The 16,933-nt window shown below is 75.3% G+C and carries 14 protein-coding genes; 5 read left to right on the top strand and 9 right to left on the bottom strand.

Annotation, left to right across the window (positions count from 1 at the left end):
- Positions 1-74: 74 nt before the first annotated feature.
- The 7 genes from fxsT to ACWDX7_RS11385 all read right to left on the bottom strand — a co-directional run bounded on the left by fxsT (position 75) and on the right by ACWDX7_RS11385 (position 13,282).
- Positions 75-3,074 (bottom strand): FxSxx-COOH system tetratricopeptide repeat protein, encoded by a 3,000-nt coding sequence (gene fxsT / locus ACWDX7_RS11415; protein ID WP_451493225.1) that lies wholly within the window; start codon positions 3,072-3,074, stop codon positions 75-77.
- A 73-nt stretch (positions 3,075-3,147) separates the two neighbouring features.
- A complete protein-coding gene (locus tag ACWDX7_RS11410; RefSeq protein ID WP_451493226.1) occupies positions 3,148-4,404 on the bottom strand; it encodes an HEXXH motif domain-containing protein in 1,257 nt (418 codons plus the stop codon).
- Entirely contained in the window at positions 4,401-5,594 is a 1,194-nt protein-coding gene (locus ACWDX7_RS11405) for an FxsB family cyclophane-forming radical SAM/SPASM peptide maturase (RefSeq protein ID WP_451493234.1), read from the bottom strand. Before ACWDX7_RS11405 ends, ACWDX7_RS11410 begins: the two co-directional genes overlap by 4 nt.
- A gap of 628 nt (positions 5,595-6,222) precedes the next feature.
- Positions 6,223-6,420, bottom strand: coding sequence for an FxSxx-COOH cyclophane-containing RiPP peptide (gene fxsA, locus ACWDX7_RS11400; RefSeq protein ID WP_451493227.1), 198 nt, complete (start codon positions 6,418-6,420; stop codon positions 6,223-6,225).
- Between the two features lie 90 nt (positions 6,421-6,510).
- Positions 6,511-9,936, bottom strand: a complete 3,426-nt coding sequence (locus tag ACWDX7_RS11395; RefSeq protein WP_451493228.1) for an SAV_2336 N-terminal domain-related protein — start codon at positions 9,934-9,936, stop codon at positions 6,511-6,513.
- Between the two features lie 6 nt (positions 9,937-9,942).
- Positions 9,943-11,001 (bottom strand): AAA family ATPase, encoded by a 1,059-nt coding sequence (locus ACWDX7_RS11390; protein ID WP_451493229.1) that lies wholly within the window; start codon positions 10,999-11,001, stop codon positions 9,943-9,945.
- Positions 11,002-11,176: 175 nt separating this feature from the next.
- Positions 11,177-13,282: a VMAP-C domain-containing protein gene (locus ACWDX7_RS11385; RefSeq protein ID WP_451493230.1), complete on the bottom strand. Its 2,106-nt coding sequence runs from the start codon at positions 13,280-13,282 to the stop codon at positions 11,177-11,179.
- A 125-nt stretch (positions 13,283-13,407) separates the two neighbouring features.
- Here ACWDX7_RS11385 and ACWDX7_RS11380 point away from each other — a divergent pair, with 125 nt between their 5' ends.
- The 3 genes from ACWDX7_RS11380 to ACWDX7_RS11370 all read left to right on the top strand — a co-directional run bounded on the left by ACWDX7_RS11380 (position 13,408) and on the right by ACWDX7_RS11370 (position 14,303).
- The gene (locus ACWDX7_RS11380) at positions 13,408-13,593 is read left to right on the top strand and encodes a DUF6104 family protein (protein ID WP_355412347.1); all 186 of its coding nucleotides are present in this window, start codon (positions 13,408-13,410) and stop codon (positions 13,591-13,593) included.
- 225 nt (positions 13,594-13,818) lie between these two features.
- Positions 13,819-14,082 (top strand): SDR family NAD(P)-dependent oxidoreductase, encoded by a 264-nt coding sequence (locus ACWDX7_RS11375; protein ID WP_451493231.1) that lies wholly within the window; start codon positions 13,819-13,821, stop codon positions 14,080-14,082.
- Entirely contained in the window at positions 13,980-14,303 is a 324-nt protein-coding gene (locus tag ACWDX7_RS11370) for a hypothetical protein (RefSeq protein WP_451493236.1), read from the top strand. Before ACWDX7_RS11375 ends, ACWDX7_RS11370 begins: the two co-directional genes overlap by 103 nt.
- A gap of 88 nt (positions 14,304-14,391) precedes the next feature.
- Here the strand turns inward: ACWDX7_RS11370 and sodN are convergent, their stop codons facing one another.
- Complete coding sequence (gene sodN / locus ACWDX7_RS11365) at positions 14,392-14,787, bottom strand: superoxide dismutase, Ni (RefSeq protein ID WP_030036761.1); 396 nt, start codon at positions 14,785-14,787, stop codon at positions 14,392-14,394.
- A 76-nt stretch (positions 14,788-14,863) separates the two neighbouring features.
- Between sodN and sodX the strand changes: the two genes are divergently transcribed.
- A complete protein-coding gene (gene sodX, locus ACWDX7_RS11360; RefSeq protein WP_451493235.1) occupies positions 14,864-15,379 on the top strand; it encodes a nickel-type superoxide dismutase maturation protease in 516 nt (171 codons plus the stop codon).
- On the opposite strand, the gene ACWDX7_RS11355 is transcribed toward sodX, so the two are convergent.
- A complete protein-coding gene (locus tag ACWDX7_RS11355; RefSeq protein ID WP_451493232.1) occupies positions 15,283-15,912 on the bottom strand; it encodes a CGNR zinc finger domain-containing protein in 630 nt (209 codons plus the stop codon). The two genes, sodX and ACWDX7_RS11355, sit on opposite strands and share 97 nt — an antisense overlap.
- Before the next feature lie 82 nt (positions 15,913-15,994).
- Between ACWDX7_RS11355 and ACWDX7_RS11350 the strand changes: the two genes are divergently transcribed.
- Entirely contained in the window at positions 15,995-16,804 is an 810-nt protein-coding gene (locus ACWDX7_RS11350; protein WP_451493233.1) for a methyltransferase domain-containing protein, read from the top strand.
- Positions 16,805-16,933: the final 129 nt, after the last annotated feature.

Raw genomic sequence — 16,933 nt, 5'->3', positions numbered from 1 at the left:
CGCCGACTTTCCGGTACCCCCACGCCCGGCTCCAGATGGTCGTGCACCGCCGTCAGCGAGGAGCGCGTAGTCCACTACGGCTGGGGTTCGAAGTCCCAGTACGGGCGGGTTTGCTGGCGGGCTGAGACCGTGTGGACGTGTTGGGGGCCCAGGGTGCGGATGAGGGCCTTGATGCCCGCCTCCTCGTGCTTGCCCGCCTCCACGTCCTCCCGTACCGCCCGCAGGTCCGCGGCGAGCGCGATCTGGGCGCTGAGCGTCATCGGGTGGTCCGGGCCCAGGACCCGCTCCGCGGTGCGCAGGGTCTCCCGGCTCAGGTCGAGCGCGTCCTCCAGGCGGCCGGTGATGTTGCGGTGGCCGGTGGCGTTCAGGGCGCAGCCCAGCGTCCAGGGGTGCCGGTCGCCCAGCGCGCCGCGCATGCCGGCCAGGGCCTGTTCGGCGAGGTTGAGGGCTTCCGCGCGCTCGCCCTGGGCGCGCAGGACCAGGCCGAGGTTGCCGACGGTACCGATGCTGTACGGGTGGGCGAGGCCGAGCTGCGACTGGTAGCCGCGGACCACGTACTCGGAGATCCGGCGGGCCTCGCCGATGTCCCCGTACTCCCGCAGGTACGTCGCGTAGTCGGAGGCGACCATCAAGGTCCACGGGTAGTCGACGCCGAAGACCCTCGTCGCCCGCTCCCACACGGTCCGCAGCCGCAGCCCGGCGCCGGGGATGTCGCCGGAGCGGCGCAGGCACAGACCGAGGTTGTGCTCGGCGCGCAGGGTCTGCGGGTGGCCGATGCCGAGTACCTGGGTGTTGAGTTTGACGCCCTGTTCCTGGCGGGTCTGGGCCTCGCGGTAGCGGCCCATCAGGCGCAGGCCCATGGCGCAGGCGATGCCGGAGGAGAGGGTGGAGATGTGCTGGGCGCGCAGGACCCTTTCGCGGCGGCGCAGGGTGTCCAGGTCGAGGTCGTAGGCGTCCTGGTAGCGGCCCAGCAGCCGGTAGGTGGCGGCGAGGTTGTTCTGGGCGTCGAGGGTGGTGGCGTCGTCCTCGCCGAGCAGCTCGCGGTAGGTGGCCAGGCAGTGTTCGAAGATCTCGCGGGCCGGCTCGAACTTGGCGATGCAGAGCAGGACGCCGCCGTACGCGCTGCGCGCCCGCAGCGTCTCCAGGTCGCGTTCGCCCCGTTCCGCGGTCAGCTGGTCGGAGACGGCCTTGGTGAGGGCTTCGGCCCGGCGGAAGAGGCCGAGATTGCGCAGGGCGCCGCCGTACTGGTAGCTGAGCTCGCGCACCTTGGGGTGGTCCTCGCCGAGCTGGGCGCGCCAGGCCCGGTCGGTCTCCTCGCACAGCCGCAGGCAGGTGCGGTACTCCCCGGCGAGGATCAGGTAGCGCAGGCAGTGCAGCAGGAAGTTCTGGATGCGCGGGTTGCTGCTGGCCAGCACCCCGGAGGTGGTCAGGTGCGGGATGAGCTCGGCGTACCGGGGCCACAGGCGGGAGTCGGAGGGCCGGCCGGGGTCGGCGGCGGCTAGCACCTGGCGGACGGCGCGGGCCAGCGGCTCGGCCTCGTCCTCGGAGAGGTTGTCGCGGACGATGCCGTGGACCATGCGGTGCAGCTGTACGGTCTCCAGCCCGCCGCCGCCCTCTTCCACGGGCAGGTCCGAGTACTCCAGGCGGACGACGGAGAACTGGACGAGCTTGTTGAGGGCGGCGTTCCAGCGGATCTGGTCGTTGATCAGCCCGGCGAGCTGTTCGGGCACGTCCTCGGCGGGGAATTCGCGCAGCAGGCGCAGCGGTACCGGGCCGGGCGCGAAGAAGACGAACAGCCGCAGCAGGGCGAGGGCGTCGGGGAAGTTCTCCCGGACGTTGTTGAGCAGTATCGCGAGCGCGGTGGGGAAGGGCAGCGGGTAGTCGTCGGAGACGGTGACCGCCTCGTGCGAGTCCAGCCTGCGCCGCAGCAGGGCGAGGTAGTCGCCGACGGTGAGCGGGGAGTCCGCGAGCCAGCCGGCGGTCTGGTCGAGGGCGAGGGGGTAGTCCTCCAGGGCCTCGGCGAGCTGGTCGGCCTCGGCGGCGGTGAGCCGCAGCGCCCGGCGGCGGATGAAGGTGATGGACTCGGGCCGGGCGTAGAGGGGGACCTCGACGAGGCTGGTGTGCCGGGAGGCCCATTCGCGGTTGCGGGAGGTGATGATCACGTCGCCCGCCCCGGAGGGCAGCAGGTCGGTGAGGTCGTCGGGGTTGTCGCAGCCGTCGAAGACCAGCAGCCAGCGGTGGTACGGGGCGCCGCGCCGCAGGGATTCCAGGACGGCCCGGATCTGCTCGCCGTAACTGCCGGCGCCGCGCGGCAGGCCGAGGGCGGGGGCCAGGTCGGCGAGCCGCTCGCGCAGGGTGGGCCGGTCCTCGGCGGGGATCCACCAGACGACGTCGTACTCGGAGGCGAACCGGTAGGCGTATTCGGTGGCGACCTGCGTCTTGCCGACCCCGGACAGGCCGAGCAGGGTGACGGTGGAGGCGCCGGGCGGAGCGTCGGCGAGGGCGGCGCGCAGCGTGCCGATGACGTCGTTGCGGCCGGTGAAGCGGGGGTTGCGGCGCGGGACCCGGCCCCAGATCTCCGGCGGGTCGTTGGGGAAGCGGGGACCGCGGCGCCCGGTCTCGGTGCCGATCCGGTCGGTGGGCAGTTCCAGCCGGCGCAGTACGCGGTACTCCGCCTCGTACGCGTCCAGGCCCCACAGGTCGGTCTTCTCCAGCACGGCGACGGCGCTGGGCAGCGGGGCGTCGGTGAGGCAGACGGCGGCGAAGCGGTCGGGGTGGTCGTCGGTGACGGTGCGCAGGGCGGTGTTCCACTCCTCGTCGGTGTGGGTGCCGGCGGAGAAGTAGCGCTCGCTGAGGACGAGCAGGACCCGGCTGCCGGAGCGGGCGAGGTCGTCGAGGGCCTGGTTGAGGCCCGGGCTGTTCTGCGGATCCCAGCGCTGGAGGGCGACGCGGTGGCCGTGCTCCTCCAGGCGGTGGGCGATCCAGACGGCCCAGGGGCGGTTGAATCCCGCGAAGCTGATGACGAAGCGCTGCGGCTGCGCGCCCGTGACCTGGTCCTGCCGACTACCGGTCATGCTGCCGTCTCCCTGAGCTCCGGGCAGTGGACGGGGTTGAAAAGGTACCGCAGCGGGCTCGGTCGACGACCCGTCAGACGCGGGTGAATCGGGCGAGTTCGGGGTGCGCCGCGCACCAGTGGCGGCGGTCGTGTTCGACGGCCCGGCGGGCGGTGGCGTGCTGGTCGCCGGGGGGTGGCAGTTCATCCATGGCCCGTTCGGCTTCGGCCATGGCGTCGGCGAACTGGCGGCCCGCGGAGGTGAGTTGGGGCTGCGTGCGGATGACGGGGAGGACGGCGGCCACCTGGGCGCGGATCCGGGCGTGCTGGGCCCAGGCGCCCCGCGCCCCGTAGAGGGCGGCGCGCTGCCAGTACCCGGCCAGGGCCAGGTGGGCGTACGCGCCGTGCAGGAGGCCCTCCAGCGGGCGCGGGTCCTCCCGCCAGGGGGCCCAGTAGCGGGGCGTGCGGTCGGCGGTGTGCAGGGTCAGGACGTCGGTGAGCGCGGTCAGTTTGCCGTGCTGGACCTCGTGGACGAGGGTGGCCGCCAGGGCGGGCGGGGCCTGCGTCCGGGCCAGTACGGAGCCGGCGGCCGCGGGCAGCGTGGCGCCGCTGGAGCGGCAGGCCCCGGCCAGCGGCACGAGAGAGCGCAGCAGTTGGACGGTCTCCTGGGCGCGGGTGCTGTCGTACCGCTGGAGCAGGGTGAGGGCGCCGGACCACTGGACGTCCCAGCGCTTGTGCCCCTTGGGGGTGAGCCGGCGGGCGGGGCGCACGGGGGCGGGGTGTGCGGCGCCGGGGGCCCGGTAGGGGTCGAGGTCGTCGAGGGCGGTGCGGCCTCCGGGCAGGTTGTGCAGGGGCAGCGCGGCGGGGTCCTCGGGGTCCCAGGAGCGTTCGGTGAGCGGGAGCGGGCCCAGGCGGTCGGGGCGCAGCAGTCCCAGGGTGGGCAGGAAGATCCGGCCGTGCTGCGGCCGCAGGGTGCAGGTGAAGGCGATGCCCGCCCGCAGGGCGGCGGCCACGGCCAGGGCGCCGAGGTGGGCGAGGTCGGGCGGCGGCCCGTACGAGGCGTGCAGCCGGCGCAGGGTCTCCTCGGCCCACACCCCGGTGGCCGGGTAGTGCAGTACGTCGCGCACCGCGCCGGGGGCGTGCCGTTCGGCCTCCTCCAGCAGGGCCCAGTGGTCGGCGCTCTCCCCGGACCGGCCGCCGGGGGCGGCGTCGAGGACCCCGCGCAGGAGGACCAGGCGCTTGGAGCGGCGTACGTCGCGGACCAGGCGGGTGCCTTCCGCGGAGGGCTCCGTGGAGGCGAGGGCGCGCAGGGTGTGGGAGGTGACGGCGAAGGCGGCCAGGGAGGTGGTCATGAGGCGGCCGCCCGGGGGGCGGGGGCCAGGGGGGTCGCGGTCCGCGGGGCGGCGGTGGCCTGCTGGACGGCGGCCGCTATGTGCCGGATCAGGACCTGGAGGTCGGCGCAGTACACGGACGGCTGCCGGTAGCCCTCGCCGTCGCGGAAGCGGTGCGGGTAGTGCCCGCCGCCGCAGACCCGCACCAGCTCGCAGGTGCGGCAGCCGGCCGCGAGCGCGTCCCGCCCGAGCTGGCGGGCGGCGAGCCCGGGGTGGTCGAGGAACCGGTCGAAGCTGTGGGTGTCCAGGGTCATTCCGGTGGCGGCGGCGCCCTCGTAGGCGGATTTCAGCGAATCGGCCTGTTCGAGCGAGCCGTCGGTCTCGATCACGGCAGTGGTCGCGGGCGCCAGCCCGAGCGTCTCCGTGGCGGCGGGCAGGCCGAGCAGCAGGGCGATGATCTCCTCGAAGAGGCGGATCCGGGTGCGCCGCACCCCGTCGTGCCACCACCGTTCGAAGACGGCGAGGAGCCAGTCCGCGTACGGGGTCCCGCCGGGGCGCCGACCGGGCGGCGGGGAGCTCCAGTTGGCGAGCGGCAGCAGCAGCCCGACACTGGGCGGGGCGAAGGAGAGCAGGGACTCGTACGTCTCCACCGGGTCCTGGTCGAGATCGACGACGCACAGCAGCCCGGCGTAGCTGTCCGGATGCCGGGCCAGGAGCCGCAGGCCCCGGGCGGCGGCGGCGAAGCCGGGCCGGCCGGCGTGGTCCACGCGCCGGGCGTTGTGCGCGGGCAGGCCCCCGTCGAGGCTGACGCCGACCCGGATCTGGGCGGCGGCCAGCGCGGCGAGCCGGCCGCGGGTGAGGAGGGTGGCGTTGGTCTGGACGGAGGCGGTGACCCGGGTGCGCGGGGCGGCCTCGGCCACGGCGGCCCGTACGGCCTCCACGGGCGCGGCCAGGGCGGCGGAGGGGGTGAGCAGCGGCTCGCCGCCGTGCAGGACGAGGTCGACGCGGGCGAGGCCGTGGGCGGCCGCGTGCTCGGCGATGCGCTCGGCCGCGCGGGCGATGGTGGCGGGGGCCATGACGGCGGGCTGGGTGCGCCAGCCCTGGTCGGCCATTTCGTAGACGTAGCAGTAGGTGCAGGCGAGGTTGCAGCGGCTGCGGGTCTTGAGCACGAACTGCCGTACGGGGTGGGGCCGGTGCCCGGCGGCGCGCAGCGCGGGGACGTCGAGGCGGGCATAGGGCCAGGGCGCATGCCGCAGGTGCCGGGTCGGCTGCGCGCCGAGCGGACCACCCGGACTACCCGGACCGCCGGGGCGTGCCGGGGCGGTGGGGGCAGCGGAGTCTGCCGGATCGCCGGCGGCCGGGCGTACCGGGGCGGCCGGGGTTGTGGAGCCGCCGGGGGGCGGTGGGGCGGCGGGCCGGTGTACGGGATCGGCGGCGGCCGGGCGTACCGGGACGGCGGCCGGGACGGCGGCCGGGACGGCGGTGGTCGGACCGGGCGGGCCGGGCGGGGGCAGCGGTGCGGCGCGGGTGGCCGGAGCGGCCCGGTGCGCCGGAACGGCGGCGTAGGCGGCGTCGGCAGAGGTCACGGCGTCGGCGGAGGTAGCCGCAGGGGTGGGGAAGGGCTGGGGCCGGCGGGCGGGCAGCGCGGCATCGCTCGTGGTCGCTTGCCTCATCGCCTGAACCTCCCGCCCCCAGCTACCGCCGGGAGGTGTCCCCCGCGGACGGTCCATCCCTGCCCTTCGGATGCTCCCCGCTAACGGCGGAAAGTGGTCAACTCCCGGTCATCTCCGTCAGGTCGGACGGGATAGGGGGCGCCGCCGGAGCGCCCGGGCGGCCGGGTCAGGCGACTCCGGAGTCGAAGGCGTTGAGGATCTCCGCCGGGTGGGTGACCCGCTCCACCATGCCCTCGATCACCTGCGCCAGTACGGGATGCTCGATTCCGCGCAGCGCGGCCAGATCGAGTCCGGAGAGGTCGGGTAACCGCCCGGGGCACGCGCGGGCCGCCTCCTGCGCCACTTCCTGATGTCCGGTCACCATGGGCTGCTTGCTCCCTGTCGCGTCGGGTGTGCGATGGTCCACTGCCCTTTCCCCTCGTCCTGGCTGCGGAAACTGCCCCGGCGGGGGGCGTCAGAGGCCCGCCTCCAGGGCGCGCACGCGGGCGCGCAGCGCCTCGCGCCGCTCAACACCGGACGCCTCCGCAACCGCCTCCGCGACCTCCGCCGAACCCTCCGCCGAACCCTCCGTTCCGGCCGCGCGGGCTTCCCGGCCGGCCTCCTCGCCGATCCGCCGCCACAGTTCCAGGGCCCCCCGGTAGGCGTCCAGGGCCGCCCTGGGCCGCTCCAGCCGCTCCAGCACCTCCCCGCGCAGCTCCTGCACACGGGCCGCCAGTCGCAGGGCGGCCGCCTCGTCCTGGTCGCGGTCCGCCTCCAGCGTCGCCCGCCAGGCCCGGCGGTAGGAGTCCGCCGCCCGGTCGAGGCGGTCCGCCGTCCCCGTGTGACCGTGGATCTCCTGCTGGACGTCGCCGTGGTCCCGCCAGGCGCGGGCCTGCTCCAGCGGGTCGCGGCTCTGCCGGACGGCCAACTCCAGCAGGTATTCCGCCTCCCGCAGGTCCACCAGGTCCCGCTCGTAGGCGTGCCGCAGCCGCAGCCCGCCGGCGAGCCGCAGCAGCCGGCGCGCCGCCCGGGGGTCGGACTGCGGCACCGCCGCCCGGCTCTCGCGCAGCACGCGTACGGCCGCCCCGGTGAACGGCCGCCCGTCCGCGGCGCGCGCCCGCTCCAGGAGTACGTCGCCCCACTCGGGCAGCAGCTCCCCGAAGGCTTCCCCGTCCCGGGGGATGAGCCGCCGGGCCCGGCCGTACGCCTCGGCCGCGTCCTCCAGAGCCCCCGGGTCGCCGTCACGTGCGTGCCGCGCCCGGTGCACGCGCGCCAGGCACACCAGGGCGGCCACCCGCAGCTCCGGATCCCCGACGGCCTCCTCCAGGGCCGCGGCCAGGTGGTCGGCCGCCTCCGCCAGCCGCCCGGGGAGATGACGCAGCGCGGTGGCCAGTTCCACCCTGACCCGCGCGATGCCCGCCGTCGCCCGGCGCGGGCCGGCGCCGGGGTGGCGGGCGGGGACCACCTGGTCCGCCAAGTCCCTGGGCGCGACCACGTGTCCGGAAGCGGGGTCGGCGTCCCGCCGCGGCGGCTCGGTGTCCAGCAGCGCGGCGAGCACCGATTCCAGGCGGGCCGCGGCCTCTTCGGCGAGATCGGTGCGCTCCGCCGGATCCTCGGTGTGGGGCAGGAGGGCCAGCAGCACCCGGCCCAGGGCGAGTTGCAGCTCCGGATACGGCTCGGCCGCGCGGGGGCCGGTGGCGGGGCCCGTCGTCGGCACGGGCGCGCGGCCGGCCAGGGGCTCCAGCGCGGCCCGCGCCTCCCGCAGCACACCGGGGTCGCTCCGCAGCTCCCCCAGCCGGATCAGGGTCTCGGCCCGCCGCACCGCGCAGTCCCGCCGCAGCCGCGCCTCCCGGACGGGGTCCGCCGCGGCCGCCGCCGCCGCGAACTCCCGTTCCGCGGCAGCCAGCAGCTCCGCGTCGCTCCCCGCCACGAGCGCCCGCTCGGACAGCACCCGGCCCAGCACCGCCCGGGCCCCCGCCGTACGGAGCCCGGTGAGGGCCCGCTCCGCCTCGGCGAGCAGTTCCCGGTCGCGCTGCGCCGACCACAGCCGCAGCAGCGCCCCCGCGAGCACGGTCTCCGCTTCCTCCGGCGGATCGGCGGGCCCCGCCGGGGCCGCCACGGCGCGCCGCAGCACCGCCACGGCCTCGTACAGGGCGCGGGCGTCACCGTCCTCGTCGCCGTGCGGGTCCTGCTCCGCGAGCCGCTCCCGCGCCGTGCGCACGGCCCAGGCCCTGCCCCGCCCTCCGTCCGGGAGCGCCCGGCGCGCCGGGGCGGGCGCCGGTGCCGGGCCGGGCAGCGCCGCGCCCGCGCCCTCTTCCGGCAGCCCCGGCAGGTAGCGCCGTACGACCTTGGCCGAAACCTGGGCGAAGGCCTGCGGGAGCCGCTCGGCGGGCACCCGCTCGGTGTCGTCGGCGAGTGGGCCGGCGAGGGGCGCCCCGGTCAGCTGTGAGACGGCGAGCGCGGGGAAGTTGCGTACGCCCCGCCCGAAGTGCGCCAGGACGTACTCCGAGCAGTGCTTCAGCACGAGCGCCGCCTCGTCCCGCCCCAGTGGCCCCAGCAGCACGTCCTGCACCCCGGGTACGAACTCGTACCACTGCCCCGGCGCCGGTCCACTGCGCCGCAGCAGCCCGCTCAGCAGCACTTCCGCCAAGTCCGAAGGTTCCGAATCGGGCAGCATGGTGCGCTGCACCAGCCGCATCACGGGCAGCGTCAGCGGGGCCGCCGACAGGTACACGGCGAGCTGTACGGCCCGGGGCGCGGCCGAGGACCTGAAGCGCTGCACCAGTTCGCGCGGCGGCCGCACGGCTCGCGGCAGCGGCACGGAGGCGGCGGGGTGGCGGGGCAGGACCCGGCCCACCTCGGCGGGCACCGGTCCGGTGCCGAGCCCGGCGACCAGGCGGGCCCACGCCCCGAGGGCGGTCGCGCCCGGCGGCAGCACGGGTACGGTCAGCCCACCGGTGGGCCGCCCGGCCGGCGGCGGCCGGTCCGGCCTGAACCGCAGTTTGCCGCCGCCGCCCTCGACCCGGGACAGGGTGCCCCGCTCGGTCGGCAGCCAGCTGCGCCCCCACAACCGCTGCGGCAGCGGCTGGACGACGACGCACGGCGTGCACTCGGCCCACCGGTGCAGCAGCCGCTGCGCCTCGCCCTCCCGCCACAGCGGCCCGGTGCAGTCGGACACCACCATGGTCAGCGCCCGCCCGGTCGGGTCGCGCAGCTGGTCCGCGGAGCGCAGTCCGGCGCCGGGTACGGGGCCGCGCCCGAGGGCGGCCGTACCGTCCGCGAGCCGGTGCAGGTGGTGCACCTGGACGTCCCGGAAGGCTCCCAACCGCTCGCACACGGAGCGCAGTTCCTCGAACATGTCCTGCCACACCGCCATCGAGGGCGACGCGTCCATGACCAGGCGTACGGTCGCCTCGCGCCGGCTCTCCGGCCGGAGCACCGGGATGACCAGCCCCAGGGCCCGCGCGCTGGCCTCGGCGGTGGCGGGTTCGTCGAGCACCATGCGGGTGGGCGGCACGGGCGGCCGGTGCCGCTGGAGGGCGCGCAGGGCCCGCTGGATGTCGAGGATGCGCGGCAGCGCGGCGGCCCCGGGCACCCGTACGGGCACCCCGGACGGGGCCGGCACCTCCACTTCCGGGTCGGCGCTGCGGCGCGCACCGGGGGCGTAGAGCCTGACCGGATCCTCGATCTCCACCTCCACCCGTACGGGCTGCGCGGGCGGTCCGGCCGGCTCGTCGGGCTCGGGTTCGCGGGCCGGCGCCTGCCCGCCCGGGCCGGTGCGGCCGGGCTCGCTGATCTGCCCGGCCAGCCACAGGGCGTCGGCGAGTTCCTCGGCGGTGGGGTCGAGCCCGGCGGCCCGCAGCAGCGCGGCCAGTTCACGGATGGGACCGGAGGGTGGCACGGCCGGTCACCTCGGGCGGTCGAGGCGCTGGATGAGCAGGTCGGCGAGGTCCTCCCGGCTGGGCGGGGCGGCGTAGTGGGTCAGGTAGACGGCGTTCAGGAGCTGGTCGGCGGCGACCAGCTCGGACTGGGAGCGGCTGAGGAACTCCCGGATCAGGTCGGCGCCGAGCTGGGCGGCCTCCTCGCCGAGGTGGGCGCGGACCATGGTGGCGAGCCGCTTCTCGCCGGGCTGGCCGAGCTTCAGCTGGATGCAGCGGCGCAGCAGGGCGGCCGGGAAGTCCCGCTCCCCGTTGCTGGTCAGGATGATGAAGGGGAAGGCGCGGCAGCGGATCCGGCCGCCGCGGACGGTGACCTTGGTGCCGTCGTCGGTGAGCACCTGCACCTCGGGCTCGCTGTCGGCGACCCGTTCCAGCTCGGGCAGCGCGAACTCCCCTTCCTCCAGCACGTTCAGCAGGTCGTTGGGGAGGTCTATGTCGCTCTTGTCGAGTTCGTCGATGAGCAGTACGCGGGGGCGGGCGGTGGGCAGCAGCGCGGTGCCCAACGGCCCGAGCCGGATGTACTTCCCGATGCCGGGTGCCGCCGCGGCACCGGTGCCGCGACCCGTACCGGCCCGGCGCGCCGTACCGGTGCCCGCCGCGCCGCCGCTCGCCGCGATCTGGACGTCCTGGAGCCGGGCGATGGCGTCGTACCGGTACAGCCCGTCCTGGAGCACCGTCCGCGAGACCACGGGCCAGCGCAGCACCCGGCCCAGCTTCAACTCGTGGGCGACGGCATGCGCGAGGGTGGACTTGCCCGTGCCGGGAAAGCCGGTCACCAGCAGTGGCCGCCGCAGGTACAGGGCGGCGTTGATGGCCTCCAGCTCCTCGGGCTCGGGCCGGTGCAGTTCGGCGGCCTGCCGGTGGGCGCCCAGCCGCCGGGCCACGTTCCCGTCGGGCAGCGCGGCCGGGCCGGCGGCGTCCCCCACGGGCCCTCCGTCGAAATCCCGCCACGGCGGCGGATCGGGCAGCGCGTCGATCCCGTCATGGGGCTCACCGACACCGCGGTATATGAGCCATTCCTCATTCATGGACGCCCCTCCCCTTCATGGACGTTGCCGGCCTTCCCTGCCTTCGTGGGACGTCGCTGACCTTCATGGACGCCGCTCCCCCTCATGGGACGCCGCTGACCTTCATGGACGCCGCTCCCTCGCTCGAATCCGTCCACGGAGGCCGTTGATGAGTCCGCGGACCGTGCCCCCGCCGTCACAGGTCCCCCTGCAACGGCTCCTCCTCCGGCAGCGGCCGCCCCGGGTCCTCCCACACCAGCCCCGCCCCGGCCGCCCAGTACGCGTCCGGGTCCGCCCCGTACGCCCGCGCCCGCAGCGCCTGCATCCGCAGCGGCAGCACGTCCGCCCGGCCGGCCTCGGCCAGTTCCTCCCGCAGCCCGCGGTGGAACGGCGCGCAGGTCGCCCCGGGGGCCGCCGGGGGCCGCCGGTACACCACCACCCCGTACCCCGCTTGCCGTACCGCGTGCAGCGAGCCGAGCGTGGGTTCCAGCGCGGGCGGCCGGCAGTGCACCGGGACGGTGTTGTCCGCCAGCCCCGCCAGCCAGTCCGGGGAGGGGCTGCGCGGGCGGCCCCGCGCGCAGTCGGCCCGCTCGTCCAGCAGGGGCCCCGCCTGCACCCGCGCCCAGCGGCCGGCGGCCGTCTCCCTGCCGCTCCCGTCCACGGTCACGCTCCCGGCCACCGGATGGCGGAACACGACCGGGCGCTGCACCCCGACGGGTGCCCCGCCGACCAGCGTCCATTCGTCCACCGCCAGCCCGAACAGCTCCGGCGCGACCGCGACTTCGAGCAGGGCCGCCCGCTCGTGCGTGTCGCACCGCCGGAAGGCCTCCGCGAGCGGGGCCCGTAACGCCTCGGGCAGACCCGCCAGGGTCGCCCGTACGCCCGAGTCCACCGGCGTCACCCGCCCCGGATGCGCCGGGCCCGCCAGCACCGAGACCCGCCAGTCGTACACGTCCTCCCAGCCGTGCGCCCACGCCTCCAGCAGCACCGAAGCCCCCGGCGGGAGCCCGCCGGCGGCCCGCGCGGGCCCGTACACCACCCGCCCGGCCGTGGCCCGGCGCCGCTGTTCGCGTTCGGCCAGGCCGCGCTCCCGGCGGTCGGCGAGCTCCCTTCGCAGCGGCCGCCACAGCCGCTCGGCCGTGGCCCGTACCCAGTCCCACAGCTCCTCGTCCGCGCCCGGGGCCGGCGGCTCGCGGTGGTCGGCCACGCTCACGTCCGTCGCGTACCGGAGCATCGCCGCCGCCTCGCCCGCCCCTCCCGGCGGGTCGTGCAGCAGCCCCAGCCCGTCGCGCCAGCTCAGCGGGGCCGGCGGATGCGGATCCGGCTCCTCCCCGCGCGCCGCCTCGACCAGTTCCCGTACGACCTCCGAGGAGCCGGGCGCGGGCAGTTCGGCGAGCAGCCCGCACAGGGTGGTGCGCTCGCCGGGGGTGAGCCGGCCGCGGCCGCCGTACGGGTCGCCGTCCCGCGCGGTCAGCTCGTCGTGCACGTCCGTCCAGGTCGGGCGGGTGTTCAGATCGCTGAGGTGTTCGTCGTAGTGGTGCAGGTCGTGCGCCTGCATGATCCGCCGGTACAGCCCGATCCGGCCGCGCGGGGCCATGGGCAGCGTGCGCAGCTGGACGACCGACACGGCGAGCCCGCCGCCGCCCGACTGGCGGCGCGCCTTGACGACGCCGACGACCTCCCCGCGGACCAGGTCCACGACGGGCCCGCCCGACATGCCCGGCTCGATCTCGTCGTCGTCGCCGAGCCGGATGGCCGCGCCGTTCCCGGCGGTGCCGCGCAGGCGGGTGGTGCGGCCGGTGATCTCCGGTGTGCCGAGGTCCTCGGTGCAGCCGAAGTACGCCACCTCGTCGAAGCGGGGCCGGGAGCGGTCGGTCAGCCAGACGCAGGCGTGCGAGACGGGTGCGAGGACCCGGACCAGCGCGAGGTCGGGCAGGTCCCACAGGGCCCGCCGCCCGGGGCGCCGCTCCTCCAGCCGCTCGGGCAGTACGCATTCCACGCGCCCGGCGACGCTCCCCGTGGCGCCGTCGCCTCCGGAGGAGAAGGTGATCCCGACCTCGCGCCCCGTCAAACGCACCGCAGCACCCCCCTCGCCCACCACGTGCGCACACGTCAGGACCCAGCCGGGGGCGATGAAGAACCCGCTCCCCCAGGTGGGACCGGTCCCAGGGGTTCCATACCCGTCCGGCGGCGCGTGGACGCGTACGGTCGCGGCCTGGACGAGGGGCTCCAGAAGCTCAAGGGCGCGCGCCGAGCTGCCCGTGCGCCCTTCCGTCATCCGCGCCCCCCGCTGGTCGGACATCCAGGCTAGCGGCGGGGGCGGTACGGCGGGAGGCTCGCGCGCCCCGGCGGATTATCCTGGCGGGAAACACTCCCTGGGCCCGGAAGAGGAAGCCCAGGACACCCGATCACGGCACGGAGCCCGACTTGTACTTCACCGATCGCGGCATCGAGGAGCTGGAGAAGCGGCGCGGCGAGGAGGAGGTCACCTTCGAGTGGCTCGCCGAGCAGCTGCGCACCTTCGTCGACCTCAACCCGGACTTCGAGGTCCCGGTGGAACGCCTGGCCACGTGGCTGGCCCGGCTGGACGACGAGGACGACACCGAGGACTGACCCCGCCTCCCGCAAGCACGCGAACGGCCCGGCCGCCTGAAGCGGTCGGGCCGTTCGCGTCCCGGCACGCCCGCTCGCCGTACCGGCGGGGTGGACGCGGAGCGTCGGGCAGCCGGCGCAGGCCGAAGGGCCCGGTGCGAGCGGGGCTCTGGCCGGAGGCGGCGCGGGCGGCCGGACTCCTAGGTCGTGGGCATCTGGTCCGAGGGATGAAGGCAGGGTGCGGTCATGGCGGTGGCGTTGGTGACGGGGGCTTCACGGGGACTTGGCCGGGCACTGGCCGGGGGGCTGGCGGCGCACGGCTGGGATCTGGTGGTGAGCGCCCGGGGCTCGGAGCCCCTGGCGAGGACGACGCCGAGCTGGCGGCGGCGGGATCGCGGGTCACGGCGGTGGCCGGGGACGTGTCCTCGGCGGAGCACCGGGCGGAGCTCGTGGCGGCGGCGCGGCGGCTGGGCGGACTGGATCTGCTGGCGAAGGCCGCCGGGGACCTGATGTCGGCCGTCCTGGCGGTGGAGGAGCCGGCGCTGCGGGTGTGGTGGGTGGACCCGGGCTCGATGGGGACGCGCATGGTGGCGGCGGCGGGGCCGGCCGGGGACCTGGCGGGGCTGCCGACGCCGCAGGAGGTGGCTCCGCTGCTGCTGCGGCTGGTGACCGAGGCGCTGCCGAGCGGGCGCTACACGGCGCGGGGGCTGTCCGTACCGGACGTCGCGTGAGCCAGAACGGCCCGGCCGCACGAGGCGGTCGGGCCGTTCTGGTGTGCACTCTGAGCGCAGTGCGGGAAGGTGCCGAGGGGCCCGGAGGTCAGGCGGCCTTGGTCTCCCAGAAGATGCGGTCGATCTCGGCGATGAGGTCGAGCGCCTTCTGGCCGGTCGCCGGGTCGTTCGACGCCTTGGCGGCCGAGAGGGCCTTCAGGGTGTCGTTGACCAGGGTGTGCAGCTGCGGGTACTTCTCGAAGTGCGGCGGCTTGAAGTAGTCGCTCCACAGCACCGAGACGTGGTGCTTGGCCAGCTCGGCGCGCTGCTCCTTGATGGTGATGGCGCGCGCGCGGAAGTCGGCGTCGTCGTTGGCCTGGTACTTCTCCTGGACGGCCTTGACGGACTCGGCCTCGATGCGGGCCTGGGCAGGGTCGTACACGCCACACGGCAGATCGCAGTGGGCGGAGACCTTCGCCTTGGGGGCGAAGAGGCGGGAAAGCATGGAGTTTGTCCTCCTCGTGATCGTCTTCTCAAGGGCGAGATTACTCGCAGCCGAACCGGATTTCGCGGCCGCCCCCATGGGCTTGGGACAAAAGTCCAGAGCCGCGGCGGGACCGGTGAGCGAATGTACGGAAGGGATACGGCAGCATGCGGGAGTGACGAGGAGGTCGCGCATGGTGGAGGACAGGCGCAGGAGGACGCCGTTCGAGGTGGTGGAGGTGGCGGGGCCGTCCATGGTTCCGACGCTGCTCCACGGGGACCGGCTGGTGGTCCGGTACGGGGCCCCGGTGCGCCCGGGCGACGTGGTGGTGCTGCGGCACCCCTTCCAGCAGGACCTGCTGGTGGTCAAGCGGGCGGCGGAGCGGCGGCCGGGCGGCTGGTGGGTGCTCGGCGACAACCCGTACAACGAGACCGGCGACAGCACCGTCTACGGGCCGGTGCCCGACGAGCTGGTGCTGGCGACGGCGGTGCTGCGCTTCCGGCCGCGTGCGGCGGATCAGCGTTCGCTGAGGGCCCGGCTGTCCTGGGCGGCCTCGGCGCTGCGCCCGCTGCGGGCCGACGCCTCGGCCTCCAGCCGCTTGCGGGCGCGGTAGGCGGCGACGTTGGCGCGGGTGGCGCAGCGGTCGGAGCAGTAGCGCCGGGAGCGGTTGGTGGAGGTGTCGAGGTAGGCGTTGCGGCAGGGCGGCGCCTGGCACAGGCCGAGGCGGTCGGGTCCGTGCTCGGTGAGGTGGAAGGCCAGGCCCATGGAGGCGATGGCGGCGTAGCCGGCCGAGGCGTTCGAGGGGTGGTCGGCCAGGTGGAGGTGCCAGTGAGGGCCGCCGGTCTCGCCGATGGTCTCGTGGCCGGAGACCTGGGGGCTGACGGGGAACTCCATGAGCAGCGAGTTCAGCAGGTCGACGGCGAGGACGTGGTCGCCGCCGTCGGCGGCCTCGAAGACGGCGCGCAGCCGGCCGCGGACGTTGCGGAAGCGGGTGACGTCCGTGTCGGTGACCCGGCGGGCCATCTGCACGCTGGGGCCGAACAGGGCGCGGACCGCGTCCACCGAGGTGAGCAAGTCCTTGTTGCGGGCCGGCTCCTCGGTGTTGACCAGGCGCACGGCATAGTCCGAGTAATGGGCCAGTTCCACTTGTAGTCCTTACGGCTGCGGGTTAACGTCACCAGTAACGGCTGAGACACGTTCGAGGGTATTACGAATGGAGGGGTTCGTGATGGCGGATTCGAGGACGGAAGCGAAGACCGGTGCGGCGGCGGCTTCGAGGCCGGCCGCCGGGACCGGGACCGACTGGCAGGCCTGGCAGGACAGCTGGGACCGGCAGCAGGAGTGGTACATGCCCGACCGCGAGGAGCGGTTCCGGGTGATGCTGGACATGGTCGAGGCGCTCGTCGGTCCCACCCCCCGGGTACTGGATCTCGCCTGCGGTACGGGAAGTATCACGGACCGCCTCCTCAAACGGTTCCCGGGAGCCACCAGCACCGGGCTCGATCTCGACCCCGCCCTCCTGACCATCGCCCGGGGCCACTTCGCGGGCGACGAGCGCGTCACCTTCGTCACCGCGGACCTCAAGGATCCCGACTGGCCGGCCGCGCTGCCCCACGGCTCCTACGACGCGATCCTGACGGCCACGGCGCTGCACTGGCTGCCCAGCGCGGACCTCACCGTGCTCTACGGGCAGCTCGCACCCCTGGTCCGGCCCGGCGGCGTGTTCATGAACGCCGACCACATGCCCGACCCGGCCACCCCGCGGATCAACGCCGCCGAGCACGCCCACCGCCACACCGGCATGGAACGGGCCCGGGCGGCCGGCGTACCCGATTGGCGCGACTGGTGGGCCCTGGCTGCCGCCGACCCGGTACTGGCCGAGCCGACGAGGCAGCGCTTCGAGATCTACGGGGAGCACGCCGATGGGGACACCCCCTCCGAGGCCTGGCACGCCCGCACCCTGCTCGAAGCGGGCTTCGCGGAGGCGCGTACGGTCTGGCGCTCCCCCTCGGACGGACTGGTGCTGGCCCTGAAGTAGCACGCCGGGCACGCGGGAGGGGCGGCACGGAGATGGCGGTTTCTAGCGGTCGTCGCAACACGTGGTTGGTTTGATCAAGCTGCGAGTAGTTTATGCAGGCGCTCGGCTGGGGTTTCCCAGCCGAGCGTT

The organism is Streptomyces sp. NPDC003034 (assembly GCF_053591375.1).
This window is presented reverse-complemented; position numbering and strand designations above follow the sequence as displayed.

Coding starts and splice junctions, on each gene's coding strand:
- fxsT (WP_451493225.1), bottom strand. CDS start 3,074: ATGACCGGTAGTCGGCAGGACCAGGTCACGGGCGCGCAGCCGCAGCGC.
- ACWDX7_RS11410 (WP_451493226.1), bottom strand. CDS start 4,404: ATGACCACCTCCCTGGCCGCCTTCGCCGTCACCTCCCACACCCTGCGC.
- fxsA (WP_451493227.1), bottom strand. CDS start 6,420: ATGGTGACCGGACATCAGGAAGTGGCGCAGGAGGCGGCCCGCGCGTGC.
- ACWDX7_RS11390 (WP_451493229.1), bottom strand. CDS start 11,001: ATGAATGAGGAATGGCTCATATACCGCGGTGTCGGTGAGCCCCATGAC.
- ACWDX7_RS11385 (WP_451493230.1), bottom strand. CDS start 13,282: ATGTCCGACCAGCGGGGGGCGCGGATGACGGAAGGGCGCACGGGCAGC.
- ACWDX7_RS11375 (WP_451493231.1), top strand. CDS start 13,819: ATGGCGGTGGCGTTGGTGACGGGGGCTTCACGGGGACTTGGCCGGGCA.
- sodN (WP_030036761.1), bottom strand. CDS start 14,787: ATGCTTTCCCGCCTCTTCGCCCCCAAGGCGAAGGTCTCCGCCCACTGC.
- sodX (WP_451493235.1), top strand. CDS start 14,864: ATGGGCTTGGGACAAAAGTCCAGAGCCGCGGCGGGACCGGTGAGCGAA.
- ACWDX7_RS11350 (WP_451493233.1), top strand. CDS start 15,995: ATGGCGGATTCGAGGACGGAAGCGAAGACCGGTGCGGCGGCGGCTTCG.